Below are 26,187 nucleotides of genomic sequence, written 5' to 3' on the forward strand. Positions count from 1 at the left end.
ACACATCTCGACAGAACGGACTCAGCCATGACTGACGGCGGAACTATCTACGCAATCCTTTGGGTATTGCTTGTCCTGATTATCTTTGGGGCCTGCATCGCTGACGGTGTGCGCGAGAGACGAATTCAAAAGGCCGTGGATGCGCGTTACCGCGCCATCGAACAGGAGGCCATCGAGAGGCGCAAAGCGCTCAAGTAGAAAAAGAAAACCCCGGCGGGACTACGAATCCCCCGGGGTCAGATTGACAGCAATAGTGAGGCACTGCCAATGGACAAGATCGTATACCGCGACGGGATTCCCTGCAAGCTCGTCAAAGACGGCTACAAAGTCACCATCTGGGAATCCAAGACCCACACCACGGAAATCCCCACGGGCAAGCCTGACGGCTCCATGATCGATTTAACGGCCCTTCGTGGCCCCGTGGGTGGCTGGCATGGAACCGGACAGCGTGAGGTCCGCATAACGCGTCGGCTGCTCTGTATCCCCCAAAGTGAGGAAAGGCATCTGCTCGATGCCTGCGACCCCTTTACCGGGGAAGACTTCTCCTGGGATCTCGATATCAACATCGCGGACCTGGAAAAAAAGGCCCTGGCCTGCAAGTCAAAAGCCGCCGCTCGGGCAAAGCGCAATTGCCGGCACAAAATCAAACACGGTCGATTCCGCCACCTGCTCACTGGCACCTACCGGGAGAACATGAAGGACTTTGACAAGATGCGCCGCGACTTCGCCGCATGGCTTCGCAAGGTCCGGGCTGTCGTCCCCCACTTCCGTTCGGTGTGGGCGTTCGAGCCTCAGAAGCGCGGTGCGTGGCACTTCCACGCAACTACCGACGCCCTCCCCCGCTTCCTTCGTCATAAGGGCATACAGAAGCCCTCCTATGAGGTTCTAACGCTTCTCTGGCATGAGGTAGTGGGCGATGTGCAGTTCGATTTCTGCGGCCCGCTGGAGCCCGGCAAAGAGTGGCCTGTTGCCCTGGTCACTGGCGGCACCATCAACGTGGACGGCTACACCCGCAAGACGAAGAAAAAGCAGCATGCTGACGCCAAGGCTTTCAGCCTGGCCAAGATGGCCGCGTATGTCTCGAAGTACCTTACCAAGCATCACGCCGAGGGCTTAGAGGGCCGTAGGATGTGGGACAGCACCCAGAGTCTCACGCCGCCCAAGGCAATCACGCTGGAATTTCCAGAGGGTTCGCTTGCCGACATCATCTCGGCCGCGTTTGAATGTCCACCAGGGCACCGTATCGCCCGTCATTGGCTCAACAGCTTTGGTGATTGTTGGGTGTTAGACACTGAGCCTGTGCCGCACTAACGTGAAACTTAACGGCAAATGAGTACTGAGCCGTCGTAACCAAACATTACCGACCTGTTGCCGACTGAGAATTCACCCCCGCCTGTCTCTCTTACCGTGCCGTATTGAGACAGGCGTCGTAGCCGCTCTGCCTTTGTCAAGCTGGGGGCGCAGTGATCCAGCAGCTTCCCTTCTGCGGGAGCACCTATGGCGGGAGCATCTATGGCGGGTACTTTTGGAATCTCAGTCGCGAAATTCCAGCTGATCTGAAGCGTTGCGAAGCGCTTGTACATTTCCACATCGATGAATTCGTCAAACTGATGGGCAAGGCCTACTCTTTTACCGTTTGAGATAACGCTAGTCATTTCAGGCAACGGGATGGCTTTTTCAAATAGTTTGAAGCCATCGGAGTCAGTGAAAATTGTTGTGATGCGGGCGTTCTTCTTCGCAAAGGCTAGGGTCGGGGCGGATAGATAGTCGGGGTAGCCATCAAACTCCAGTGACACCAGCAACTTACTCTCGATAACCTTGGTTTTCGCCTTCAGTTGCATTTGAAGATCCTTAGAGAGATCGACCTTCCAATCTCTGACCACTTCATACTGCTTCGCGGCCTCCTTGGTTTTGTAATTAACGGCTGCCCAGATCAGCGCGCCCACAAAGGACAAGGCGATGAAAGCGAGAAAAATCGATAGTGCGGTTTTTGCGGTTGCTCTTAGAAAATCTGAGGCTTTCATACTGATCCCTCTCCTATGGTTCTCTTGTAGCTTTGTTGACGGTTACTCTGTGCTCTTGTCGTTGAGTAGTTCTGGGTCTAGTAGCGCTGTCTCTAATGTAGATCGTCCCATTCTTAGCTGTTCAACTCGACTGGCAACGCCAATATCCGGGAATAGAAGATTTGTTGCTAACAGGACCCGGTCCCTATGCAGTTTGTCGATCTTTCCTTCATTTGTTGCGAGATACCAAGCTTGGAACACTTGGAGCTGGAGCGGGGATTTTTTAAATAGCCTGATGTAGTCTTCAACGGCCAAAAACATCACGGCTTCGACTGCTTTGGGGTCAAATTCAGCAAGGACTGCGCTCGGGTCACGGTCCGCATGCTTGAAGAAGTTTCTATAGGGAACATTGATGTAGTTCACCTTTAGATCTTTGCCCACAGGAATATTTGCTCGTGTTTGGTTAGAGAAACTTGTGACGCCTGCTTCATTGCAGAGAACGTCAATGACTTCCCAGGAATTTGTCGCTAGTGAGTGTATTGAGACGAGGTCTTTATCGTCAAAAAACAAATTGATGGCGGTGATCAGTTGACGCCTAGCGACGTCACGTTTTGTGAGATTTGTTTCCACCAGTCCTCCATCAATAGGGGCATTTGTTATCGAGCCGATTTGTGCATGTTCTCGGCGCATGTGTTCTCCCATTAGGCTTAAGTATGGACCCCAGACGGCAATAGCGTTGGGCTATCAAAACCAGCATAAACCGCAGCCTGGTGAGCTCGTTTTAGATCTGTTTTTATAGGTAGAAGCTATTGGACACTGTTTGTGCGTACAGTAAAAATGACGCATGCCCACGGAACCCCATTACTATTTCGAATACGAAAACCCGCGTACCGGTCGGACCACGCGCACCCGCTACAGAATGACCATTGCTGAGGCTGCCAAGCGAAAGCCGGGCTCTAGGCCCCTGCTCTGGAGCGAACAGATATACACTGAACTTGACGGCCACCCTGAGGCGTTCAAGCCCTACGGCGATGATCCCGCCAACTTTCCCAAGAATGCACATTTGCATTTACCGAGGTGCGAAAAAAAACCCTCCGATTAGGGGAGGGTTTGCTTAACATCACAAAGATCGTGGTGTTTTATCAACGGGTTTTATGAGACAGAGTTTTCATAACGAGCCCGGAATATACATCGTGGAATCCAAAGGAATGCCCAAAGGCTTCACCCAAAGGCTGTCTACGGCTTGGACCTTGCTGGCTGGCCATGGCCTTGCCTGGCCGCACGAACCGCAGCGGCCCGCTTGCGGATCGAATGGATGCAGGCGAAAACACCTCCTGTGGCCAGAAAGAACTGGAACCAGAAAGCGAACCAGAACCAGCCGGGGTCATTGGCAAGGCGGATGATCCTTGTGGACCGGCCAAAGCCTATCTCCGCGGTCATCAATGAATTCAGGCAGGCGTAGCCCAGCCAAAGTACCGCTGCCAGTATGAGCAGATCGCCCAGCATGGCCAGGGCCTGCCGCCACGTCATCGCCAGTTCACCATTGCCCGGCCGGCCGCTTGGCGCGGATCGCGGCGGCTATCGCTTCGACGGAGTCCGGGCGGTTGCCGCGCTCGGCGAACTGCACGGCGGTCAGGCCTTGCTGGTTCTTGAGCTGCGGGTCGGCACCTTCCTGCAGCAGCAGCTTGACGGCCGCGGCCGTGCCGTACATGGCGGCCATCATCAGGGGGGTTGTGCCGTTGGGCGATTCGGCGTCGATGTAGGCGTTGTTCTCCAGCAGCAGGCTGATGAGGGCCAGGTGGCCGTTGGTGGCGGCGTAATGCAGCGGCGCCCAGCCGGTCTTGTTGACGTCGGCGCCCTTCTTGATCAACTTTTCAGCCAATGCCTGGTGGTCCTTGAGGACGGCCAGCATGAGGGCGCTTTCACCCTTGCTGTTGAGGGCGTTGACGTCGATTTTCGGCCAGTCGATCAGCACCTCGGCGGAATTGAGCGAAGGCTCGCGCAGGGCGATGAACAGGCCGGTCTGGCCGTTAGGATCGACCGTATTGGGGTCAAACCCGCGCCGCAGCAGGTTCTGGATGACGGCGGGATTGTCCTGTTTGATGGCCAGAAAGAAGTCTTCGTAGGAACCGGAATTCGCGGAGGAAAATCCAGCAATAACAAAGAGATAAATTGCCTTCTTAAAGTGATGGATGAGGTTTTTCATGGCGCTTTGACCCCATTGAACAGCTGCTCGAAGTTGCGGCTGGTGGCTTCGGCGATGGCCTCCAGCGGCTTCTGGGTCAGTTCGGCGATCTGTTTGGCGACGAATGGCACGTAAGACGGGTTGTTGGTTTTGCCGCGGTAAGGCATGGGCGCCAGGTAGGGGCTGTCGGTCTCTATCAGCATGCGGTCCAGCGGCACGAACTGGGCGACCTCACGCAGGTCGGCTGCATTCTTGAAAGTCAGGATGCCGGAAAATGAGATGTAAAACCCGAGGTCCAGTGCCGCGCGGGCGACGGCCAGGGTTTCGGTAAAGCAGTGAAAAACGCCGGTGGCGGCGCCGGCCTGCCCTCCACTTCCCATGTCGCCGCCCTCCTCTTTCAGGATGGCAATCGTGTCGTCGGAAGCGCTGCGGGTGTGGATGACCAGCGGCTTGGCGGTCTGCCGGGCCGCGCGTATGTGGACCCTGAAGCGTTCGCGCTGCCATTCCATGTCGGCCACGGTGCGCTCGCCCAGACGGTAGTAGTCCAGCCCGGTTTCGCCGATGCCGACCACCTTGGGCAGGGCGGCGCGCTCCAGCAAGTCGTCCAGGCTGGGCTCGCGCACGTCCTCGTTGTCGGGGTGCACACCCACGGTGGCCCAGAAGTTGTCATAGCGCGTGGCCAGGCCATGCACGGTCTCGAACTCTTCCAGGGTGGTGCAGATGCACAACGCCCGGTCGACCTGGGCGTCCTGCATGGCCTGGCGGATCTGCGGCAGCTGGGCCTGGAGCTCGGGAAAGCTTAAATGGCAGTGGGAGTCGGTGAACATTTCCGGAATGGCTCCAGGCTCTGGATAGGTGCTGCTGCCCCTCTAGATATACAGAGGAACAGAGTTTGAATGCATGAAAACCGGGGGCGGCGGGCGCAGCCGCCGGCTGGCTTAAATCGTCTGCGTGGGCCTGTCGGAGGCCAGGTGCGCGCCGAGGATTTCCTCGATCTTGATCTTGAGCAGGCGGGATTTTTCGTCGGATGGAAAACGTACGCCCACGCCCTGGGTGCGGTTGCCGGCCGCCCTGCCTGGGGTGACCCAGGCGACCTTGCCGGCCACCGGGTAGCGCTGCGTGTCTTCGGGCAGCGTCAACAGCACGTAGACGTCGTCGCCGAGCTTGTAGTCGCGTGCCGTGGGGATAAAAACGCCGCCTTCCTTGAACAGCGGGATGTAGGCGGCATAGAGCGCCGCTTTTTCCTTGATGGCCAGCTGGACGACGCTGGGCCGGGCGCCGGCGGCTGCGGGGGAACTGGCGGGGGGCGTTGTGCTCATGGCTTTAGTTTATCGGTTTGGGAGGGGCGATGTCCGGAATTGCAGCAAGAATGGCCGCCTTTATTTGGCGTTGAGCGCCAGCCGGGCGCGGCTGACCAGGGATTCAAGCATCAGGCCCGGGTTGTAGGGATGCTCGACGGTGCGGGCGGTGGTGGCCAGTTCGCGGGACCAGGCGGCCAGGGCATACAGGCCGCCGGCGGGCTTGCCGGCAGCCGCAGGCAGCGGCGCGGGAAGGTCTGCGGCATTGAAAAACCGCGGCGCGGCGCCCATGCGCACGGCCAGCACGTCGTGGCAAAGCTTTTGCAGTGCGTCGACCGCCTGCGCGGGCGCCCAGTCCGACAGGGCGCTGACGTCGCCGCGCGCCATGGCTTTGGGCAGCGCCTGCCAATGTTGGGCGGATTCGCCGGGCGGGCTCTCCTGCGCCCAGGCCAGCGCATCGGCGGGGCGCCCGCCGGCCGCGACCAGCAGGGTTTGCAGGTCCGCCGGTTTGGGCACGGGTGTGGCTTTTTTGAGAGTTCCGCCGCCCTCACCCGCCTGGCGGGTCTCTTGCTGAAGCCAGCCCAGCGCCAGCTCGAAGTCCGGCCAGACCATGGTGTGGCCCAGGCAGCGGCTGCGTATGGTGGGCAGCAGCTGGTGCGCCGCGTCGGTGGCCAGGATGAACTTCACGGCGCCGGGCGGCTCCTCGAGCGTCTTGAGCAGGGTGTTGGCCGTGACGTTGTTCATGCGCTCGGCCGGGAACACCAGCACCACCTTGGTCGTGCCGCGCGAACGCGTGAACTGGGTGAAGGACACGGCTTCGCGCGCGGCGTCGACCTTGATTTCCTTGCTGGGCTTGCGCTTCTTGCTGTCGAGCTCGTCCTGGGTTTTTTCGTCGAGCGGCCAGCCCAGCGCCAGCGACAGGGTCTCGGGCATCAGCATGCAGAGGTCGGCATGGGTGTGCACGTCGACCGCATGGCAGCTGCCGCAATGGCCGCAGGCGCCTTGGGGCGTGGCTTCTTCGCAGAGCCAGGCGCGGGCCAGTGCCAGTGCCAGCTCGAACTGGCCCAGGCCGGACGGCCCGCTGAGCAGCCAGGCATGGCCGCGCTGGGCCAGCAGGCTTTCAAGTTGGGTTTGCAGCCAGGGCGCCAGCGGCGGGTTGTTTGATTCGGCCGGGGCGTTCACGGTATCGGTATCGCTCATGGCAGCCAGCCCTTGGCCATGAAGACCTGGCGCACCGCCTGCCAGACCTCGTCGCGGCTCTTGGCGGCGTCGATGCGGGCGAAACGTTCGGGGTGGTTTTTCTGCCGGTCGGCATAACCTTGCGCCACCCGGCGGAAAAACTCCACCGGCTGGGCCTCGAACTTGTCAGGCACGCGCGCGCCGGCCAGGCGCAGCGCGGCTTCTTCAGGCGCCAGGTCGAACCAGACGGTCAAATGCGGCTCGATCACGGTTTCGACTTCGGGCTTCATGGGCGAGTTACCGGCCGGGTCGCCCAGCAGGCCTTCGTCAGACTGCACCCATTGCTCCAGCGTGGCCAGCAGCGTCAGGTCAAAGCCGCGCCCCGCGCCCTGGTAGGCAAAGGTGGCGTCGGTGAAACGATCGCACAGCACCACGTCGCCGCGCAGCAGCGCCGGGGCGATCACGTTGACGATGTGGTCGCGCCGCGCCGCGAAGATCAGCAGTGACTCGGTCAGCGGGTCCATGGCGTCGTTGAGCACCATGGAACGCAGCTTCTCGGCCAGCGGCGTGCCGCCGGGCTCGCGCGTCAGCGTCACCACCCTGCCCTCGGCCTTGAAAGCCTCGGCCAGGCCGGCGATGTGCGTGGACTTGCCGGCGCCGTCTATGCCTTCGAAGCTGATGAAGAGGCCACTCAGAGGTCTATTGGTCATGATCTCATTCGCTCAAACGCTTGCCGAACTGTGGTGCAAGCAGGGGCCGCGGAACCGGCTTTGCCGGGCCGCAGGCGCAGCGCCCCCTCGGGGGGCAGCGCATTACACGAAGTCGAAGACGCAGTGAAAAGCGTGGGGGCCATATTTACTGGCCTCTTATGTATTTGTTCACCGCGCGGTTGTGCTCATCGAGGCTGCCGCTGAAATGGCTGCTGCCGTCGCCGCGCGCCACGAAGTAGATGGCTTTGGTCGGCGCCGGCTGCACCGCCGCCAGCAAGGCGGCCCGGCCCGGCATGGCGATCGGCGTGGGCGGGAGGCCGGCGCGGGTGTAGGTGTTGTAGGGGGTGTCGGCCAGCAGGTCGCGCTTGCGCAGGTTGCCGTCAAAACGCGTGCCCAGGCCGTAAATCACGGTGGGGTCGGTCTGCAGCAGCATGCCCAGGCGCAGCCGGTTGGTGAACACGCCGCCTATCTGCGCCCGGTCCGAGGGTTTGCCGGTTTCCTTTTCGACGATGCTGGCCAGGATCAGCGCCTCGTCGGGGGTTTTGAGCGGGGTGTCCGGGTTGCGCAGGGCCCAGGCCGCGTCCAGGCGTTTGTCCATGGCGCGCGCCGCGCGCTTGAGCACGGCCAGGTCGCTGGAGCCCTTGGCATAGGTATAGGTGTCGGGGAAAAAGCGGCCCTCGGGATGCACGCCTGGCTTGCCCAGTTTTTCCATGATGGCTTCGGGCGCCATGCTCAGGGTGTCGGGCGACAGCTGCTCGGCCTTTTGCAGCGCCGCGCGCACCTGGTTGAAGTTCCAGCCTTCGACCAGCGTGACGCTTTTGAGGGCCTGATCACCCCGCACCAGCATGCTGAGCAGCTTTTGCGGCGTGGTGCCAGGCGCCAACTCATAGCTGCCGGCCTTGATCAGCCGACCCTGACCCGAAAAGCGGAACCAGGCATGGAGAAAGATCGCCGGCACATCGGCACCGCTGGCCACGATGACGTCTGCCACACCGCTGGCAGGGGTACCGGGTTCAATTTCCAGATCCACCACCTGGCTGCCGGGCGGCAGGCGCAGCGGAATCGGCTCGTTCAGCCACCACAGGGCCGCACCGAACAACAGCAGGGCGCCGGCAAATACCAGTATCAACAGACTTGTAAAGACACGACGCACAACCCAGCTACCTTTTCAGTACAGAACGCAAAAGCTCAGGCCTATGATAATTCAGCCCATCTCCCCACCGACCGTGAAGACCCCATGACCCTGCCCAGCACCGCTACTTCGCCCTCCATCTCCGGCATCACCGAACTGACGCACCTGGGCGTGATCCGCGTGACGGGTGACGATGCCGTCACCTTTCTGCAGGGCCAGCTGACGCAGGACGTGGCGCTGATGGGCGAGCAAGAGGCGCGCCTGGCCGCCTTTTGCAATGCCAAGGGCCGTATGCAGGCCAGCTTTGTGGTTTTCAAGCGTGGCGCGGACCTGATGCTGGTCTGCAGCCGCGACATCCTGCCCGCCACGCTCAAGCGCCTCTCGATGTTTGTGCTGCGGGCCAAGGCCAAACTCAGCGACGCAAGCGCGGAATTCGCCTTGTACGGTGTTGCGGGTGCCGCCGTGGCGCAGGTCGCGGGCCGGGCCGGTGCGCTGTGGGAAAAGATGGATCTAGGTGACGCCAACCTGGTGTTTCTGCACCCCGGCGCCGGCCAGGCACGCGCGCTGTGGTGCGCGCCGGCCGGGTCGCCCGCGCCGCAGGGCTCACCCATCACCCTGGCCGACTGGCAATGGCTGGGCGTGCGCTCCGGCATCGCAATGATCACCCAGCCCATCTTCGAAGCCTTTGTGCCGCAGATGCTCAATTACGAATCCGTGGGCGGCGTGAACTTCAAGAAGGGCTGCTACCCCGGCCAGGAAATCGTGGCGCGCAGCCAGTTCCGCGGCACGCTCAAGCGGCGTGCCTATGTGGCTCACACGGCTGGCATGCCGACGGTCGGGCAAGAGGTGTTCCATGCCTCCGACGCCGGGCAGCCTTGCGGCACGGTCGCCGCGGTCGCCCCCAACCCGGCCGGCGGTTTTGACGCCATTGTGTCCATGCAGACCTCCGCGGCCGCCGACGGCCGGCTGACTTCGGGAAGCGCTTCGGGGGAAATCCTCACCCTGCTCCCCCTGCCCTACGCGCTGCTCGAAGACATCTGATGTGCCTGGTTGCGTTTGCCGTCGGTGCCTCGGCACGCTGGCCGCTGGTGATCGCGGCCAACCGCGATGAGTTCCTGGAGCGGCCCACCCTGCTGCTGTCGCGCTGGAAAACCGCCTCGGGCCAAGAGATCATCTCCGGCCGCGACCTGCGCGCCGGCGGCACCTGGATGGGCATCACGCCTGCCGGCCGCATCGCTTTTTTGACCAATGTGCGGCAAGCCCAGTCCGAGGCCGCACCGCGTTCGCGCGGCGAACTGGTCACGCGCTGGCTCGAAGGCCGCGGCGATGCGGCGGGTTTTGTGGCGTCTCTCGAAGACAAGGGGGCGGCCTTTGGCGGCTTTAACCTGGTGCTGGGCGACTTGCGGCAAAAGGCCTGGACCTGGGTGACGAACAAATATGAGGGCGCGCCGGCCTTGCATGCCCAGGCTTTGTCGCCTGGCCTCTACGGTCTTTCCAACGCCGGGCTGGACACGCCCTGGCCCAAAACCCTGGAACTGAAGCGCGTGCTGGCGGCTGCCTTGCAATCCGGCGATGGCCGTGAAAGTTTGCAAAAGCTGCTGTGGACGGCGCTGGGCAGCCGGCAGCGCGCCTTGCCTGAGGACCTTCCGCATACCGGCGTACCGCCCGAACTTGAAGAAGCGCTCTCAAGCGCCTTTGTGGAAGTGCCGGGGCGCGCCTACGGCACACGCTGCAGCACCGTGCTGCTGGCGACGGCGTCCGGCGCCGGCTGGAATATCGAGCTGGAAGAACGCACGCATGGGCGCGAAGGCCTGGCTGCCGCCGCCGCGCACCGCGAGCACCTCAGCTTCAAGGCGCCTTGACCATCTCGATGTGCGGAATGCCGACTTCCTCAAACGGCTCACCGCGCGGCAAGAACCCAAGGCGCTGGTAAAAGCCCTCGGCGCTGCGCTGGGCGTAGAGCATCACTTCGCCGTCGCCACGGCTGCGGGCCGCTTCCATCAAGGCATTCAGGATGTCGCGGCCGACGTTGGAGCCGCGCAACGCGCGGTGAACCGCCATGCGGCCTATCTTGCCCACGCCGTCCGTGTGCCGGACCAGCCGCCCCGTCGCAATGCCCTGCCCCAGGCCGTTGTAGGCCACGGCATGCAGGGCCGTGCTGTCGGCCTCGTCCCATTCCATCTCCATGGGGATGCCCTGCTCCCGCACAAACACGGCGTTGCGCACATTGCCGGCATCGGTGCCCAGCGCGGCCCAGTCGCCGGTCTTGATCCGCAGCATGGCCTCGCCGGCTTCATAGCCTGTCAGCACGCGGCGCAAGGCCTCAGGCACCGGTTTGGAGGTCTGCGAGGCCGGGTCGGCAAACACATAAATCAGCTCGCAGCTGATCAGCAGTTCATCGCCGCGAAAGATCGCGCCCGAAAATGCCATGGACGAATTGCCGATGCGCGCGCATTTGAGCGCCACGTCGATCTGCTCGTCAAACCGCGCCGAGCCGTGGTATTCCACGGTCGCTTTTTTGACGTAGAGGTCACCGTCCAGGTGCACCATGGCCTCTTCATACGGCAGGGCCAGCGCGCGCCAGTAGTCGGTGATGGCCGTGTCGAAGTACATCAGGTAGTGGGCGTTGAACACGATTTTTTGCATGTCCACCTCGGCCCAGCGCACGCGCAGGCGGTGGAAAAAGCGGAAGTCCTGTCGTTTCATGCCTGTCGTCTCCTTATGGATCCAGCCCGAAGGCGCCGCGCAGCGCCGCCGCCGCATCGGCCTGGGCGCGCCTGGCCTCGGGAATGATGCGGCCCATCTTGATGAACTCGTGCGTGACGCCGCGGTAAATCTCCAGGTCCACCGCTACGCCGGCCGTGCGCAGCTTGTCGGCATACATCACGCCTTCGTCGACCAGCGGGTCGCATTCGGCCAGGCCCACCCAGGCTGGCGCGACGCCGTCCACGTCAGGTGCGTTGAGCGGCGCGAAACGCCAGTCGTCGCGGTCCGCCGGGCTGCGTACGTACTGCCCGAAGAACCAGCTGATGTCGGCCTCGTCCAGCACAAAACCCTCGGCGAAGGTCTTGTGCGACGGCGTGTCCTGGTGGGCGGCGCAGCCCGGGTAAATCAGCAATTGCAGGGCCAGCGGCAAGCCGGCGTCACGCGCCAGCACCGCGCACATGGCGGCCAGCGTGCCGCCCGCGCTGTCGCCACCGACGGCGATGCGCGAGCCGTCCAGGCCTTGGTCCGCGGCATGGGCGGCCAGCCACTGCAGTGCGTCCCAGGCGTCGTTGGCCGCCGTCGGGAACTTGTGCGCCGGCGCCAGGCGGTAGTCCAACGACACGACGGCGATGCCGGCCAGCAGGCTCAATTGCCGGCACAGGATGTCGTGCGTGGCGACGCTGCCCACCGTGAAACCGCCGCCGTGGAAGAACAGCAACACCGGCAGGGCCTGGTCCGACGGCGCGTACAGCCGTGCGCCCAGCAACTGCCCGTCACGCGCGGGAATGCGCAGCTCTTGCACGCGGGCCAGCGCGGGCTTGGGGATTTCCAGCACGCCGGCACCGGCCTCGTAGGCGGCCCGGGCCTGGTCCGGGGTCAAGGTATGGAACGGTGGGCGATTGGCGCGGGCGATGCGGCTGAGCACGTCGCGCATGGCGGGGGTCAACAGGGTTTGCGGGTTGGGCGGCATCAGTGAAAGGCGGGGTTCAAAACGCGGGCACTATCACCGAGGTGACGGGAATCGGGGTTGGTGTGCGGGGGATTCGGGCGGAATGCCTTGAAAGCCATTAAAGTCAGCGCAAGGACCCGCATAGCCCACATCGTACAACGCAGAAAGACAGCCCGCATGGCCTTCATCTATTACGTCACCCAAATCCAGTTTGAATTCGGCGCCGTGAAACTGCTCAAGCAGGAATGCGAGCGCGTGGGCATCACGCGTCCGATGATCGTGACCGACCCCGGCGTCAAGGCGGCCGGCATTTTGCAAAAAGCGCTGGATGCGCTGCCGGGCATGAAGGTCACGGTATTCGACCAGACGCCCTCCAACCCGACCGAGGCCGCGGTGCGTGCCGCGGCCGAACTCTACAAATCCAGCGGCTGCGACGGCCTGATCGCAGTGGGCGGCGGCTCGGCGATCGACTGCGCCAAGGGCGTGGCCATCGCCGCCACGCACGAAGGGCCGCTGACGACCTACGCCACCATCGAAGGCGGTTCCCTCAAGATCACCGACCGCGCCGCGCCGCTGATCGCCGTGCCCACCACCAGCGGCACCGGCAGCGAGGTCGCACGCGGCGCCATCATCATCGTGGACGACCACCGCAAGCTGGGTTTCCATTCCTGGCACCTGGTGCCCAAAACCGCCATCTGCGACCCCGAACTCACGCTGGGCCTGCCCGCCAAACTGACGGCCGCCACCGGCATGGATGCCATCGCGCATTGCATGGAAACCTTTATGTCGGCGGCCTTCAACCCGCCGGCCGACGGCATCGCGCTGGACGGCCTGGAGCGCGGCTGGGCCCACATCGAGCGCGCCACCCGCGACGGCAGCGACCGCGATGCACGTTTCAATCTGATGAGTGCCTCCATGCAGGGCGCCATGGCCTTCCAGAAAGGTCTGGGCTGCGTGCATTCGCTGAGCCACAGCCTGGGCGGCGTGGATCCGCGCCTGCACCACGGCACGCTGAACGCGATGTTCCTGCCGGCGGTGGTGCGCTTCAACGCCGAGGCCGAGTCGGTGCAAAAAGACAATCGCCTGAACCGCATGGCGCGTGCCATGGGCCTGGCCTCAGGCGGCGACATCGCCGAGGCCATCCGCGACATGAACGCCCGGCTGGGCCTGCCCACCGGGCTGGCCGCGATGGGCGTTCAACGTGAGCAGTTCGGGCAGATCATCACCGGCGCGCTGGCGGATCATTGCCACAAAACGAATCCAAGGATTGCGACGGCTGGGGAATACAAGGAGATGCTGGGCGCGTCGCTCTGAAACGGAGGCAGCGATCAGCGCGCCGCGGCGGCGGCTGCCACTGCCGCTGCCGCTGCCGCTGCTGGATTCACCTTGGCACTCTCGGTGCCGGTTTTTTCCGGGAACGTTTTGACCCCGGTTACTTGTTGAAGCGAGGATGAATTGGCGCGAGCCGCCGCAGCCGGCCACTCTTTTTCCCCCATGCGAGGCTGGAGGCCGTCGTTCATGGCCTCGACGCATGCCGGCCATGGCTTGAAGGGCTTGACCGTAAAAGGCGCAGTCTTCGGCTGGCTGATCAGGGAACTGAGTGGGAGAGGTCTGCTGACGCGGCCTGACGGTGTTGCAGGCCAGGCATCGGTTTGCGCCAGCAACGCGAGCAGTGCCGGGCTTTCCATCCCGTCGTTGTCAACGGCAGAGCACTGGGCGACATCGGCAATGAGTTGCCTCGCGGCTTTTTCGTCTCCTTGGCCCAGCCACGGCGCAGAGGCGGCGAAATTCAGCACGGCCGAACAATCCGTCGTTGGCCCCCTTCCAAACCGGCGGCCGTCAGATAAATTCACCTGTATGCCATATGAGCTGTAGAAGTAGTGTCGGCTGCCCCGCACGCTTTGGGCCATGCCCAACACGTCCAGCAGAGCGGTCCGGTCGCTACAGAGCAGGGGTGGAACGCCGCGCGCGCAGTTTTCCAGTTGCGAAATGTCAGACAGGGGGATGTCTTTCCATCCCTTGGCCATCGCCGAGGCGAAGTAGCTGTCACAGAGGCTTGACGCCTGGTTGGCCTCCTTGAATTGCGCCAATGACAGCGCTGCGGCCATGATGCTGACGACGATCAGCGGAAGTACAAGCAGGTACAGCATGCCGCGCAGCACCGCACTGGTTTTATATACCGTGATGGCGCGTTTGAAGCCGCGCAGCATGACAGGCGCATGGTCCCGCGCCCGATGCCAGGCCGCAATATGGCCATCGGCAAAAAACAAGCGCGCCAGGACAGGCGACAACGATTCCACGCGTTCTGCGTCTTTCAGCAGCGTCAACGCCTTTTTCGGGTCGGGCGTCCCGGTCAAGGCGAGCCAGCGCGACTGCGAGGTCCCATCCAGCACGGCCATCTCGTAAAGCAGCGACGAAACATAGGCGCCGTTGGGGCCCATGCGCTCCAGCAGGCCGTGCCGGCCGGAATTCCAGTGGAACGCTTGCGATGCGGCCAGAAACACGACCGCCGTGCGCTGCCCGAAACGGCGTGAGGCCAATGCCTCCATCAGCTCGAGTTCAAAGGCTTCACGGGCTGCCATCAGCATCAAACCGTCCTGCGCGAGCCAGTGCCGCAGCATGGCCTGCGCGGCCGGCAGATCCGACGAGGGGAACGTCAGGGCCTCCAAAAAACTCTCGAACGGCAAATGGCTAGGAGGCGGAGAAGATCCCGGTGTGGACGTTGGCGCCGGTTTTTCGGCTGCGGCGTCAATGAAGGCGGGCTCCGGTTGCGCGCGCCGCGGTTCTTCAGCTTCCTCCGGATGGACTTCCTCGGCCTCCGCCGGCTGGGGGGCTGGTGTGTCGCCGCCGCCCTCTTCCCTGCCCTGCCTGGAGGCGTCAGCCTCATCGGTTCGACCGGCTGGCTCGGACTCTCCGGAAAACTGCGCAGTGAACCGAACCTGCGCCAGGGCGCTTTCGTAGGCCTGGCGGAGCTCGGCAAAAGCTTGCGGCTGCGTTGCCGGGTCGATCAGCTTGAGTTCGCGTGCATAGGCTTTCTTGACGTCGCGCTCGGTCGCGGAGCCGTCCAGCTGCAGCCGGGTCAGGCCATTGTTGGACAGGAAGATCATGCGTCATCCAGCACGTAGCGATCAGCGTCCAGCGTTTTCAGCAAGTCGGAAAGCTCCTGCCGCACCGGGGCGATGCGCCGCTGGTCCTGCGACTCGAGCACGACTTCAAAGCGCGTGATCACGGTCGCAAGGTGTTCACGGGCCTGGCCCAGCAGTTGGCTGTGGAAGCGCTCGGCGCGTGCCATCAGCGTTCGGGTTTCGATCTGGTCGCGTGGATGGATTTTCAGTTCGTGCAAGGCTGCCAGCCGCGAGGTGATCTGTTCGGGCGTCAGGTGGTCAGTGGAGTTCTCAATCACCAGCCGGACGGGTTCGGCCACGGCCTGGCCGTCCTTGTTGACGGTCGCCTCGACTTCGAGCAAGCCGTTGATGTCGTAGGTGAAGCGTACGTCCACTGAGACCTCGTGTGTCCGGCCCGAGGGCAGATTCACACTGAACTCGCCCAGCTTGATGTTTTCGCTCACGCGGCGGGCTTCCCCCTGGTAGACGCTAAGGCGCAGTTCCCGCTGGAAGTCCACGATGGGCGAAAACCGCTGCACGCGGCTGGCCGGAATCACCGTGTTGCGTTCGAGCACGGGGGCCATGAAACCGGTGGCGTGCCTGCCGTTGCTGATTTCGCGGGCGCTCTCGATACCGAGCGTGTAGGGACAAACGTCGGTCATCACGCGCTCGGAAAGCGCCGCATCATTCATTTTCAGCCCGGCCTGGACCGCCGCCCCCAGGGCGACGACTTCGTCAGGATTCAGCGCCGTTTCGGGAAAGCGGCCGAACATGCGCGTCGCCCACTGCCGGATAGAGGCCAGGCGCGTGCTGCCGCCGGCCAACACCACGGCATCGAGTTCGGCCGGCCGCAGCCGGGCGTCGCGCATGGCGCGCTCGACCGGCTCACGCAGGCGATCCATCAGTGGTTTGATGCAGGCCTCCAACACCTCGGCGGTGAGGGTCATGGTGTAGTCCCGCCCGCCGGCAGCCAAGCTCACTGCGGCGGTGTCGGCAAGGGACAGTGCCTTCTTGGCGGCCTCAATGCGCGCGCCCAGTTGCGCACGCGTGGCGGCGCGGTTAAGTTCCGCGTCGGGCAAGCCGGTTTCGCGCACGAAATGTGCCATCAGCAACTGATCAATGTCTTCGCCGCCCAGGTGGTTGTCGCCGGCGGTCGCGCGGACCTCCATCACGCCGTCGAACATTTCCAGCACCGACACGTCAAAAGTGCCGCCGCCCAGGTCGAACACCAGGAATTGCGTTTCACTCTGCTTTTGGTGCATGCCGTAGGCCAACGCGGCCGCCGTGGGCTCATTGAGCAGGGTCACCTGCGCAAAGCCTGCCAACGACCCCGCCGTACGCGTTGCCTGCCGTTGTGCGTCGGAAAAATAAGCGGGCACCGTCACCACAACCTCGGTAACGGCCTCACCCAGTGTGGTTTCGAGATCGGCCTTCAGCGCCCGCAACACCAGCGAGGAAAGTTCCTCCGCACGGAATTCGCGTCTGCCCAGCCGGAAGGTCTTGGCGGTGCCCATGGCCCGTTTGAACACTGCCGCGGTGCGATCGGGATGCGTCTGCAGCCTCTCGCGTGCCGCCTGGCCCACAAGAATCGTTCCGTCGTCGTCGATGCTGACTACGGATGGCGTCAGCACGTCGCCCAAAGCGTTTCGAACCAGCTCCGACCGGCCGTTGCGCCAGATGGCGGCCAGGCTGTGCGTGGTTCCGAGGTCTATCCCGGCAATCATCAATCCATTCCCCCGTGTCCTCGTATGAGCTTGTTTTTATGCAACCCGATATCGTACGCGAACGTTGCCGCCGCTGGGAGAAGGCGTGATCAAAAGCGCCGGCGCGGCACCGCTTGTGCGGCCTCATCGGCAACTTGGCCCTCGGCGCCACGGCCGATCAAGGCCTGGAGCCCGAAAGGCCCCGGATATGGTTACGTTTAATAACCATAAACGAGCGACTTGGCAAGAGTCTATTTACTTATCTTTTATAACCAAAATACCGTTACGCTTGGCCCGTGGTTAACGATTTCCACACAATCGGCTGCGGCGGATTGCGGGGCGCAGGGATCCGGGAGGGCGCCAGGTCGGTAAGCACGCCAGATCAACAACATACAGGAGACATCATGAAAACCCAATTGTTCGCACTCTCGGTGCTGTCAGCGGCCTGCTGCACGGCCCAGGCCCAGAGCTCCGTCACGGTCTATGGCGTGCTCGATTCCTTCCTCGAGCTGGCGTCCGCGGGCAACGGCACCGTGGCGCGCATCTCCAGCGGCGGCGCCATGGGCTCGCGCTTCGGTTTTCGCGGCTCGGAAGACCTGGGCGGCGGCCTGAAGGCGAACTTCATACTGGAAGCCGGTGTCCTGGTGGACACGGGCGCCAGTACCGGCACCGCCACCGTGCCGACCAGCACCGTCCCGACGGGTGCCTCCTATATGTTCCAGCGCCTGGCGACGGTGGGCCTGAGCGGCGATTTCGGCGCCGTCAACATCGGCCGCCAGTACACGCCGCACTTCGGCACCATGGCGGCATTCGACCCGGCCGGCTTCACCATGTCGGGCGCCTTGAATTACTACGCCGGCCCGGGCGTCGGCATCAACGGCGGCTCGCTCTCCGATGCCACCACGCGCCGCGACAACTCCATCCAGTACACGACGCCGACCTGGGGAGGCTTCAAGGCCAATGTGTTCTACGCCTTCGGTGAATCGACCGGCGTGGGCCAGCCCAAGTCCACCGGCAACACGCTCAACATCGCCGCCGGCTACAGCAGCAGCACGCTGTCGGCGCAAGTCAGCTACCTGACGGAAAAAACCATTTACATCGTCGGCAACACCGACAAGTACACCGACCTGGCGGTTTCCTACGATTTCGGGGTGATCAAGCCTTCTGCCATCTTTGTGCGCCGCCGCGGTGACGCGGCCACCGCGCCTGCGCTCGATGCCTACCAGATCGGCGCCTCGGCCCCCCTGGGTACGGGCAAGCTGATCGCCACCTACGGCCGGCTCAAAAACAAGACCACGGCGAATTCGGATTCCAAGGCCATCGGTGTGCGCTATGACTACCCGCTGTCCAAGCGCACCACGATTTACGGCGGCGCGACCAGGATCAGCAACCAGGCTGCTGCCGGCTACACCATCAGCGGCGGTGGCGGCAGCTCGCCGGGCCTGGCGCTCTCAGCCGTCGGCCAGAGCCCGAAGTCGGTGTACGCGGGTATCGCGCACATGTTTTAAGCGTTTGAGCGTTTAAGCGGCACCGGGCGCGCTCAAAGCGTGCCCAGCTGCCCCAGGTCTGGCCGTTCCAGCCAGGCCTGCCATTCCTCGGCCAGCTGCGTGCTGGCCGCAGTCGCGGCGCTCCAGGCTTTCACCCTGCCATGTAAGTCTGGCCCGTAGCGCACAAAGTCCGTGCGGTCGGGCAGCTTGCCGTTGGGCAGTGTCTTGATCCAGTCCGGGTCGGGCGCCAGCAACACCATGTTGTCGAGAAAGTGCGTGGCCTTGTGGCGCCACTTGAGGCCTTTGTCCAGCCAGCCGGGCACAACGGATTTCTGGAAATGCGGGTAAAGCACCAGGCCCGCCCCTCCCGCCTCGTCTTTGCCGCCGTAATTCAGGTGCAGGTGGTAGTCGGTGATGCCGCCGTCCCAGTAGGCGCCGGGCGGCCCGCCGGGCACGTTGTGCACCGAGCGCAGCACAAAGGGAATCGAGCAGCTGGCCTGTAGCGCGAGCTTGAAGTTGTCCTCGCTGAGGTCGACCTGGCGTGTGCGGTAGTCGCTGGTGGCAAAGGGTAGTTTGGCATCGGGTGTGGAGAACACCACACGCTCCAGCCAGGCGCCCATGGCCTTGCGGTGCAGGCTGTTGGTGAGGAAGGCGCCCAGGTAACCCAAGGGCGTGGCCAGCTTGTGCTCGCGGCCCAGCAGATGCCGCCCGCGTGAGGTCACGATGTGCAGCCTGTAACGCGGGTGTTGCAGCACCTCGTGCACGCGGCCGCCGTAAAACTCTTTGAGGCTCTGGCCGAACTGCTCGCTCACGAAATCCGCCGTCGGGCGTTTCTGGCCGGGCTGCAGCTCGTAATGCTGGTGGATGTAGTCGTGCTCCAGCCGCGCAAAACCGGCCGCCGGGTCGTTCAGGCAGGCTGTGGCCATGCGCCAGGCGCCTATCGAAGCACCCACCAGATGCACGGGGTGGTCGGTTTTTGCGAGCCAGTCGCCAAAGATAAAGCGATCCAGCGCGCCCAGGATCAAGCCCTTGGGGCCGCCCGCGGCGCCCGGCACCACGCCAATGTCTTTGGGCTGCAGGCCGTTCTGCTCGATGTGCCGGCGTGCCTTGGGGCCGGCGTAAATGCGGAGGGCTTTCATGGGGGCTTTGAGTGCAGGCGTATTGGAGCACCAGGCGAGAGGCGAAGCTGTCCTTTACGGGACCGCTGCGCCCTCCCCCGCCTACTTCTTGAGCGCCGCCAGCTTGCTGAAGGCCGATTCCATGGCCGTGGCGGCCGCGGGCTGTGGCGCGCCGGCGCGCCCGCCGCCGTAATTGCCGCCACCGCGGTTTTGCCCGCCGGGCGGCCGTGCGCTTTCAAAGCGGTTGTCGCGCGGGCCGTCACGGCGCGCCGGCGCGGCGTCCAGCTTCATGGTCAGGCCGATGCGCTTGCGCGCCACGTCGACCTCGGTCACGCGCACTTTCACGATGTCGCCGGTTTTCACGACTTCGCGCGCGTCGTTGACGAACTTGTTGGCGAGCTGGCTCACATGGACCAGGCCGTCCTGGTGCACGCCGATGTCGACAAAAGCGCCGAAGGCCGCGACGTTGCTGACCGTGCCTTCCAGCGTCATGCCCTCTTTCAGGTCCTTGATGTCTTCGACACCGTCGTTGAAACGGGCCACCTTGAAGTCCGGGCGCGGGTCGCGGCCGGGTTTTTCGAGCTCGGTAATGATGTCTTTGACCGTGATCACGCCGAACTGCTCGTTGGCGAACAGCTCGGGCTTCAGGGTCTTGAGCATCTCGGCGCGGCCCATGAGCTCGGCCACCGGCTTGCCGGTGTGGGCCATGATTTTTTCAACCACCGGGTAGGTTTCGGGGTGCACGCCCGTCATGTCGAGCGGATTGCTGCCGCTGCGCAGGCGCAAAAAGCCCGCGCTCTGCTCAAAAGTCTTGGCGCCCAGGCCGGTCACCTTGAGCAAATCGGCGCGCGAGGCGAAGGCGCCGTTGGCATCGCGCCAGCGCACCACCGACTTGGCGACGGTCTGCGACAGGCCCGAGACGCGCGCCAGCAGCGGCACGCTGGCGGTGTTGAGGTCCACGCCCACGCTGTTCACGCAGTCCTCGACCACGGTGTCCAGACTGCGCGCCAGGTCGCTCTGGTTCACGTCGTGCTGGTACTGGCCCACACCGATGGACTTGGGGTCGATCTTCACGAGTTCGGCGAGCGGGTCCTGCAGGCGGCGCGCGATGCTGGCCGCGCCGCGCAGGCTCACGTCCACGTCGGGCATTTCCTGCGAGGCGAATTCGCTGGCCGAATACACCGAGGCGCCGGCCTCGCTGACCACGACTTTTTCAATCACCTGCTCGGCCTTGGCCATGCCCTTGATCAGGTCGGCGGCGAGTTTGTCGGTTTCGCGGCTGGCCGTGCCGTTACCGATGGCAATCAGGTTGACACCGTGTTTTTCGCAGAGCTTGGCCAGGGTGTGCAGCGAGCCGTCCCAGTCCTTGCGCGGCTCGTGCGGGTAGACGGTGGAGGTTTCCACCAGCTTGCCGGTGGCGTCGACCACCGCCACCTTCACGCCGGTGCGTATGCCCGGGTCCAGGCCCATCACCACGCGCGGGCCGGCGGGCGCCGCCAGCAGCAGGTCGCGCAGGTTGTCGGCAAACACCTTGATGGCGACCTTTTCGGCTTCTTCGCGCAGACGCGTGAAGAGGTCGCGCTCCAGCGAGAGGCTGAGCTTGACGCGCCAGGTCCAGGCCACGGCCTTGCGGATCAAATCATCGGCCGGGCGCGCCTTGTGGCTCCAGCCCAGGTGCAGGGCGATCTTGCCTTCGGCGATGCTCGGTTTGCCGGGCTCGGCCAGTTCGGGCAGCAGCAGCTTGGCATCCAGGATTTCCAGCCCGCGGCCGCGGAACACGGCCAGCGCGCGGTGCGAAGGCACGCGGCCAATCGGCTCGTCGTAATCGAAGTAGTCGCGGAACTTGCTGTTGTCGGCGTGGTTCTCGTCCTTGCCGGTGACCAGCTTGGAGCTGAACAGCCCTTCGCTCCACAGCCAGTTGCGCAGCGACTGCACCAGGCCCGCATCTTCGGCCCAGCGCTCGCTGAGGATGTCGCGCACGCCGTCCAGCACCGCCTGCACGGTGGTGAAATCGTCGCCGCTTTCGTTTTTCTCGGTCTTCACAAAGGCCGCGGCCTCGTCGGCCGGCACCAGCGACGGGTCGGCGAACAGCTTGTCGGCCAGCGGCTCGATGCCGGCTTCGCGCGCGATCTGGCCCTTGGTGCGGCGCTTGGGTTTGAAGGGCAGGTACAAGTCTTCCAGGTCCTGCTTGGTGGCGGCGAATTCGACCGCCGCGCGCAGCTCGGGCGTGAGCTTGCCCTGCTCCTCGATGCTTTTGAGCACCGCCTCGCGGCGCTCTTCGAGCTCGCGCAGGTAGCCGAGCCGGTATTCGAGTTCGCGCAGCTGGATGTCGTCCAGCCCGCCGGTGGCCTCCTTGCGGTAGCGCGCGATAAAGGGAACGGTGGCGCCGCCGTCGAGCAGCTCCACGGCCGTCTTGATCTGGTGTTCCTGGACTTTGATTTCTGCCGCGATCTGGCGGATGATTTTTTGCATGTCGGGAAAAAGGGCTGAAAAGCTGGAAAGAATGAAACAGGAATGAGCGGCCAGGGCGCGGGGTTTCGCGAACCCACAAACTGACGCCAAGGGTCGGCATTGTCCCACAGGCAAAACGGGGCATCCCTTCGAATAATGGGTAGCGGCTGAAAAGCAATTTCTTACATTTATTCAAGGGGAGACGGACATGAGAATTCGCACGATATTGCTGGTGGTGGGCATCCTGCTGCTGTCGGGCCTGGTGGCCCTCAATCTTGACGAGTTCACGCGCGTGAGCATGCTGAGCCTGGGCTTTACCACCGTGCAGGTCTCGCTGGGCCTGCTGATGTTGCTGCTGCTGGTGATCGCCACCGTGGTCTTCCTCGCCACCACGCTCTATATGCAAAGCACCCACCTGCTGGAAACCCGCAAATACTCGCGTGAACTCAACACCCAGCGCGAACTCGCCGACAAGGCCGAAGCCTCGCGCTTCACCGAACTGCGCAGCTACCTGGAAGTCCAGGCGCTGGCCGCGCAGCACCGCGAAGCCGCCGCGGCCACCGTGCTGGCCGAACGTTTCGCCCAGCAGCAACAGGCCTTGCTGGCGCGGCTCGAGCAAATCGACAACAGCGTGGCGGCCCATGTGGGCCAGCTGGAAGACCAGCTTGAGCGCCGCAACGGCATGGGCAGCGCGCAAAAAGACCACCTGACCATGCCGCTGGTGTAAGAAACCCCGGCATCGCGCGACCAATGGCCACCAGCAGGCGGCCGCACTTTTCGGGTGCAACGCCTGTTCAATGCCCCTGGAGACGCCCATGCCAACCCGTTCAAACCCATGGATCCATTCGATCCATTCGATCACGGCCCTCACCCTGTTGTCCGTGAGCTGCAGCGCCTTCGCGGCGCAAGACGCCTGCACCGCTACATCGGGCCCGGCCGTCACCCCGGTGATGGAGCTCTACACCTCCGAGGGCTGCAGTTCCTGCCCGCCCGCCGACAAATGGCTGTCCTCGCTCAAGGGCTCCGGCATGGTGGTGCAGGCTTTTCACGTCGGTTATTGGGACTACATCGGCTGGGTCGACCGCTTTGCCGCGCCGGCCTATACCAAACGCCAGCACGAAGTCGCCGCCCGCAACAGCTTGCGCAGTGTCTACACCCCGCAGGCAGTGCTTAACGGCAAGGATTTGCCCGCCTGGGGGCCCAGGCCGCCCGGCGGCAAGGAGCCGGCGCGCGCCGCCATCGTGCTGACGCGGCTGGGCGCCGACCAGTTTGAAGCCGTGGTGACGCCGGTGGCCGAGCGGCAGCTGTCGCCTTCATGGTCGGCCTACTGGACCGTCACCGAACACGGCCACAACTCCAAAGTGCAGGCCGGCGAAAACACCGGCGCCTTCCTCAAGCACGACTTCGTGGTGCGCCAGTACACCCCCGCGGGCGACTACAAAAGCGAGGGCGCGTCGCCGCAAAAGCTGGTCTTCCGCAGCATCGCCGCCACGCCCGGCCATGAACGCCAGGTCAACCTCGTGGTGTTTGACCCCAAGACCGGCAAGACCCTGCAGGCCGTGAGCCTGCAATGCCCCGCCTGAAGAATTTGTGATGATGCCTTGCAGGGCTGCCGCACAATGGCGCAATGGATTCCTCGCCCGCGCCCCCTTCTTCATCTCCGCCGCCGGGCCTGCGCCCGCCTGAGGCCGCCGACTACCTGGCGCTGGGCGGCTGGGTCAAGGATGCCGACACCTGCCTGCGCTGGGCCGGCCCCAGGCTGAAGTATCCGTTCAAGCCGGCACGGCTCGCGCAATTGCTGGCTGAGCCCGGCGCCCACAGCTTTGTGATGAGCCGCGGCCCCAACGCCCCGCCCTCGGGCTTCGGGCAGTTCTGGGTGCGTGATCCCGGTGTGGCGCACCTGGCCCGCATCATCCTGGCCCCGCAAGCGCGCGGCCAGGGCCTGGGCACCACGCTGTGCGAACTGCTGATGGCCGAAGCCGCGCGCGCCACCGGCGCAAGCGCCTTCACCTTGCGTGTCTACCGCGACAACGACCCGGCACTGGCCATTTACGAGCGCCTGGGTTTTGTGGGGGTGCCGGGCCTGTCGGATGAGCGGGTTCTTGCCATGCGCAAGGAATCCTAGGCCTAGCCACCGTTCGCTAAACTGTGGCGCATGCCTTACTCCCGCCTCGCGCGCGCTCTTCGCGCATGATCTCCCTGTTCCTCAAATGCCTGCTGGGCGCGCTGGCCGTGCTGCTGATCGCCCTGCTGTCCAGATCGCGCAACTTTGTCATCGCCGGCCTGGTGCCGCTGTTCCCCACCTTCGCGCTGATCGCCCACTACATCGTGGGCAGCGAACGCCATGCCGCCGACCTGCGCGCCACCGCGCTCTTCGGCCTGTGGTCGCTGCTTCCTTATGCGGCCTATTTGCTCACGGTCTACTGGCTCAGCGTGCGGACCACGCTGACGGTGACGCTGGCCGCCGCCACGCTGGCCTGGGTCGTGGCAGCCGGCGCATTGCTGCTGGGCTGGAGCCGCGCCTACCCCACATGAAATGAAAGCCGCATGAACAGGCTCAAAAAAATACTGCGGGGATTGCTGCTGGCATCTGTCGCGCTGTTCCTGCTCTTCGAGGAATGGGGTTGGGAGCCACTGGCCGCCGCCTTCGCGGCGCTGGGCCGGCTGCCGTGGTGGGCGCGGCTGGAACGCTTCATCACCCGCCTGCCGCCCTGGGCTGCGCTGCTGGCCTTCGGCGTTCCCGTGCTCGCGCTGATCCCCCTCAAGTTGCTGGCGCTTTACCTCTTCGGCCAGGGGCATATCACCACAGGCCTGGGCTTGATTCTTGCTGCGAAACTGGCGGGAACGGCGATGGCGGCCCGCCTGTTCCAGCTCACGCAACCGGCGCTGATGCGCATGGCCTGGTTCGCCCGGCTTTACACACCCTGGAAAGCCTGGAAAGACAAGGTCATCGCGCAGGCCAGGGCCTCCTGGGCCTGGCGAGTGGCGCGCCGCTTGAAGGGCCGGGTCAAGCTGGCGGGCGCCAGGCTGCTGGCGGCGCTCAAAGCCGCGCTGTCATGATGAAAATTGAAGCCCACTGAAATTTTTCGCACCATGTTCGACCTCTTCAAACCTCCTCTGTACATACGCCTCTCGCCGTTTCGCCTGACGGTGCGTAACGTCAAGACGGGTGAGTTCATCTCCGAAGTGCCCGAGATCGCCGTCTCGCGCGGGCCCAAGCCCAAGGTGCTGGGCGCAGGCGACGAGGCGGCGCCTTACAAGTCCAGCAAGTCGGCTGAGGTGCTCAACCCTTTCAGCCACCCGCGTTCGCTGGTGTCCGACTTCACCCGGGGCCAGCAACTGCTCAAGGCCTTTGTGAAGAAGCTGCCCAAGAGCTATGTCTTCGCCGCATTGCCCCGCATGGTCGTTCATCCCCAGGGCGAACCGGCCGGCGGCTTTACGCAGATAGAGATACGGGCTTTGCACGAGATGGCCCTGGGCGCCGGCGCTTCGGAAGTCACGATCTGGCAGGGCCAGGACCTCACGGACGAACAGGTGCTGTCGCGCAACTACCCATCCACCGGCCGAGTACTCGAGTGACAACAGGCCCCGCGGACCTGCGCGCGCTGACCCGCGCGTTCCCGCATGCGGGCCGGCTGGAGCGGATTTTCCTGCGGCCTGATCGGCGTGTTCCAGTGCTCGCCGTGGAAAGCGCCCTGGCGATCACAGGCCGCGGCCTGGAAGGCGACCGCTACGCCACCGGTGCGCAGGGCGGCAAACGCCAGGTCACCTTGGTGCAGGCCGAACACCTTCCCGTGCTGGCTTCCCTGGCCCGGCGGGAAGCGGTGGATGCCGCGGACCTTCGCCGCAACCTCGTGGTGGCCGGCCTGAACCTGCTGGCGGCCAAATCGCTGTTCAAGGACCAGCCCATGGTGCTGCGCATAGGCCCCGTGGTGCTGGAGATCACGGGTCCCTGCGAGCCTTGCTCCCGCATGGAGGAAGTGCTGGGCGCCGGCGGTTACAACGCCATGCGCGGCCATGGCGGGCTGACGGCGCGCGTGCTGCAGGGCGGCCCGCTGCGGGTGGGCGATGCGGTGGTTTGCGAACGGGCCTGAACGTGTTGCGCTAGCCTGACTCTCCAAACCGTGTGCCGGTATGGGTATTGGGCATAGGTCATACTGGC

General features: G+C 63.9%; 28 protein-coding genes. 13 read left to right on the forward strand and 15 right to left on the reverse strand.

From position 1 onward, the window contains the following. Positions 1 to 27: 27 nt before the first annotated feature. Together AC1D0O_RS01745 and AC1D0O_RS01750 are read left to right on the forward strand one after the other, a co-directional pair. Positions 28 to 198, forward strand: coding sequence for a hypothetical protein (locus AC1D0O_RS01745; RefSeq protein ID WP_477651831.1), 171 nt, complete (start codon positions 28 to 30; stop codon positions 196 to 198). 69 nt (positions 199 to 267) lie between these two features. After that, positions 268 to 1,311: a rolling circle replication-associated protein gene (locus AC1D0O_RS01750; protein ID WP_477651832.1), complete on the forward strand. Its 1,044-nt coding sequence runs from the start codon at positions 268 to 270 to the stop codon at positions 1,309 to 1,311. A gap of 8 nt (positions 1,312 to 1,319) precedes the next feature. Here AC1D0O_RS01750 and AC1D0O_RS01755 read toward each other — a convergent pair whose 3' ends face one another. The 9 genes from AC1D0O_RS01755 to mltG form a co-directional block, all read right to left on the reverse strand. Continuing rightward, positions 1,320 to 2,024, reverse strand: a complete 705-nt coding sequence (locus AC1D0O_RS01755; protein ID WP_477651833.1) for a hypothetical protein — start codon at positions 2,022 to 2,024, stop codon at positions 1,320 to 1,322. Between the two features lie 42 nt (positions 2,025 to 2,066). Beyond that, positions 2,067 to 2,693: a hypothetical protein gene (locus tag AC1D0O_RS01760; RefSeq protein WP_477651834.1), complete on the reverse strand. Its 627-nt coding sequence runs from the start codon at positions 2,691 to 2,693 to the stop codon at positions 2,067 to 2,069. Positions 2,694 to 3,239: 546 nt separating this feature from the next. Further along, positions 3,240 to 3,509, reverse strand: a complete 270-nt coding sequence (locus AC1D0O_RS01765; protein ID WP_477651835.1) for a hypothetical protein — start codon at positions 3,507 to 3,509, stop codon at positions 3,240 to 3,242. Between the two features lie 31 nt (positions 3,510 to 3,540). After that, positions 3,541 to 4,209: an ankyrin repeat domain-containing protein gene (locus tag AC1D0O_RS01770; protein ID WP_477651836.1), complete on the reverse strand. Its 669-nt coding sequence runs from the start codon at positions 4,207 to 4,209 to the stop codon at positions 3,541 to 3,543. Next, entirely contained in the window at positions 4,206 to 5,015 is an 810-nt protein-coding gene (locus tag AC1D0O_RS01775; RefSeq protein ID WP_477651837.1) for a TatD family hydrolase, read from the reverse strand. Before AC1D0O_RS01775 ends, AC1D0O_RS01770 begins: the two co-directional genes overlap by 4 nt. 111 nt (positions 5,016 to 5,126) lie before the next feature. Further along, positions 5,127 to 5,507 (reverse strand): PilZ domain-containing protein, encoded by a 381-nt coding sequence (locus AC1D0O_RS01780; protein WP_007874426.1) that lies wholly within the window; start codon positions 5,505 to 5,507, stop codon positions 5,127 to 5,129. 60 nt (positions 5,508 to 5,567) lie between these two features. Beyond that, positions 5,568 to 6,686 (reverse strand): DNA polymerase III subunit delta', encoded by a 1,119-nt coding sequence (locus AC1D0O_RS01785; RefSeq protein WP_477651838.1) that lies wholly within the window; start codon positions 6,684 to 6,686, stop codon positions 5,568 to 5,570. After that, positions 6,683 to 7,375, reverse strand: a complete 693-nt coding sequence (gene tmk / locus AC1D0O_RS01790) for a dTMP kinase (RefSeq protein WP_477651839.1) — start codon at positions 7,373 to 7,375, stop codon at positions 6,683 to 6,685. The genes AC1D0O_RS01785 and tmk overlap by 4 nt, the downstream gene beginning before the upstream one ends. A gap of 145 nt (positions 7,376 to 7,520) precedes the next feature. Then, a complete protein-coding gene (mltG, locus tag AC1D0O_RS01795; RefSeq protein ID WP_477651840.1) occupies positions 7,521 to 8,528 on the reverse strand; it encodes an endolytic transglycosylase MltG in 1,008 nt (335 codons plus the stop codon). Between the two features lie 84 nt (positions 8,529 to 8,612). Between mltG and ygfZ the strand changes: the two genes are divergently transcribed. Continuing rightward, a complete protein-coding gene (ygfZ, locus tag AC1D0O_RS01800; RefSeq protein ID WP_477651841.1) occupies positions 8,613 to 9,548 on the forward strand; it encodes a CAF17-like 4Fe-4S cluster assembly/insertion protein YgfZ in 936 nt (311 codons plus the stop codon). Beyond that, positions 9,548 to 10,369, forward strand: a complete 822-nt coding sequence (locus AC1D0O_RS01805) for an NRDE family protein (protein WP_477651842.1) — start codon at positions 9,548 to 9,550, stop codon at positions 10,367 to 10,369. The genes ygfZ and AC1D0O_RS01805 overlap by 1 nt, the downstream gene beginning before the upstream one ends. Here the strand turns inward: AC1D0O_RS01805 and AC1D0O_RS01810 are convergent. Together AC1D0O_RS01810 and AC1D0O_RS01815 are read right to left on the reverse strand one after the other, a co-directional pair. Further along, positions 10,356 to 11,213 carry a YbgC/FadM family acyl-CoA thioesterase gene (locus tag AC1D0O_RS01810; protein WP_477651843.1) on the reverse strand — a complete coding sequence of 286 codons (858 nt, stop codon included), beginning with the start codon at positions 11,211 to 11,213 and terminating at the stop codon, positions 10,356 to 10,358. The genes AC1D0O_RS01805 and AC1D0O_RS01810 overlap by 14 nt on opposite strands. A gap of 13 nt (positions 11,214 to 11,226) precedes the next feature. Then, positions 11,227 to 12,183 carry an alpha/beta hydrolase gene (locus AC1D0O_RS01815; RefSeq protein ID WP_477651844.1) on the reverse strand — a complete coding sequence of 319 codons (957 nt, stop codon included), beginning with the start codon at positions 12,181 to 12,183 and terminating at the stop codon, positions 11,227 to 11,229. 156 nt (positions 12,184 to 12,339) lie between these two features. On the opposite strand from AC1D0O_RS01815, the gene AC1D0O_RS01820 reads away from it, so the two are divergent. Continuing rightward, positions 12,340 to 13,476 (forward strand): iron-containing alcohol dehydrogenase, encoded by a 1,137-nt coding sequence (locus AC1D0O_RS01820; RefSeq protein WP_477651845.1) that lies wholly within the window; start codon positions 12,340 to 12,342, stop codon positions 13,474 to 13,476. Between the two features lie 14 nt (positions 13,477 to 13,490). Here the strand turns inward: AC1D0O_RS01820 and AC1D0O_RS01825 are convergent, their stop codons facing one another. Together AC1D0O_RS01825 and AC1D0O_RS01830 are read right to left on the reverse strand one after the other, a co-directional pair. Further along, positions 13,491 to 15,269: a hypothetical protein gene (locus AC1D0O_RS01825; RefSeq protein WP_477651846.1), complete on the reverse strand. Its 1,779-nt coding sequence runs from the start codon at positions 15,267 to 15,269 to the stop codon at positions 13,491 to 13,493. After that, positions 15,266 to 16,990, reverse strand: coding sequence for an Hsp70 family protein (locus AC1D0O_RS01830; protein ID WP_477651847.1), 1,725 nt, complete (start codon positions 16,988 to 16,990; stop codon positions 15,266 to 15,268). Before AC1D0O_RS01830 ends, AC1D0O_RS01825 begins: the two co-directional genes overlap by 4 nt. 383 nt (positions 16,991 to 17,373) lie before the next feature. On the opposite strand from AC1D0O_RS01830, the gene AC1D0O_RS01835 reads away from it, so the two are divergent. Beyond that, the gene (locus AC1D0O_RS01835; RefSeq protein ID WP_477651848.1) at positions 17,374 to 18,477 is read left to right on the forward strand and encodes a porin; all 1,104 of its coding nucleotides are present in this window, start codon (positions 17,374 to 17,376) and stop codon (positions 18,475 to 18,477) included. 32 nt (positions 18,478 to 18,509) lie between these two features. Here the strand turns inward: AC1D0O_RS01835 and AC1D0O_RS01840 are convergent, their stop codons facing one another. Both AC1D0O_RS01840 and AC1D0O_RS01845 read right to left on the reverse strand, forming a co-directional pair. Continuing rightward, entirely contained in the window at positions 18,510 to 19,595 is a 1,086-nt protein-coding gene (locus AC1D0O_RS01840) for a patatin-like phospholipase family protein (RefSeq protein ID WP_477651849.1), read from the reverse strand. An 81-nt stretch (positions 19,596 to 19,676) separates the two neighbouring features. Then, entirely contained in the window at positions 19,677 to 22,046 is a 2,370-nt protein-coding gene (locus AC1D0O_RS01845; RefSeq protein WP_477651850.1) for a Tex family protein, read from the reverse strand. 187 nt (positions 22,047 to 22,233) lie between these two features. On the opposite strand from AC1D0O_RS01845, the gene AC1D0O_RS01850 reads away from it, so the two are divergent. From AC1D0O_RS01850 to AC1D0O_RS01880, 7 genes are all read left to right on the forward strand, one after another. After that, positions 22,234 to 22,752 carry a hypothetical protein gene (locus AC1D0O_RS01850; RefSeq protein WP_477651851.1) on the forward strand — a complete coding sequence of 173 codons (519 nt, stop codon included), beginning with the start codon at positions 22,234 to 22,236 and terminating at the stop codon, positions 22,750 to 22,752. A gap of 88 nt (positions 22,753 to 22,840) precedes the next feature. Next, positions 22,841 to 23,608: a DUF1223 domain-containing protein gene (locus AC1D0O_RS01855; RefSeq protein WP_477651852.1), complete on the forward strand. Its 768-nt coding sequence runs from the start codon at positions 22,841 to 22,843 to the stop codon at positions 23,606 to 23,608. A gap of 44 nt (positions 23,609 to 23,652) precedes the next feature. Further along, entirely contained in the window at positions 23,653 to 24,150 is a 498-nt protein-coding gene (locus AC1D0O_RS01860) for a GNAT family N-acetyltransferase (protein ID WP_477651853.1), read from the forward strand. 65 nt (positions 24,151 to 24,215) lie between these two features. Next, complete coding sequence (locus AC1D0O_RS01865; RefSeq protein ID WP_477651854.1) at positions 24,216 to 24,560, forward strand: GlpM family protein; 345 nt, start codon at positions 24,216 to 24,218, stop codon at positions 24,558 to 24,560. Positions 24,561 to 24,572: 12 nt separating this feature from the next. Beyond that, positions 24,573 to 25,085, forward strand: coding sequence for a hypothetical protein (locus AC1D0O_RS01870; RefSeq protein WP_477651855.1), 513 nt, complete (start codon positions 24,573 to 24,575; stop codon positions 25,083 to 25,085). Between the two features lie 33 nt (positions 25,086 to 25,118). Next, positions 25,119 to 25,604: a rod shape-determining protein gene (locus AC1D0O_RS01875; protein WP_477651856.1), complete on the forward strand. Its 486-nt coding sequence runs from the start codon at positions 25,119 to 25,121 to the stop codon at positions 25,602 to 25,604. Further along, complete coding sequence (locus tag AC1D0O_RS01880; protein WP_477651857.1) at positions 25,601 to 26,119, forward strand: MOSC domain-containing protein; 519 nt, start codon at positions 25,601 to 25,603, stop codon at positions 26,117 to 26,119. Before AC1D0O_RS01875 ends, AC1D0O_RS01880 begins: the two co-directional genes overlap by 4 nt. The last annotated feature ends 68 nt before the right edge of the window (positions 26,120 to 26,187 follow it).

It is taken from the genome of Polaromonas sp. P1_F2 (assembly GCF_056405735.1).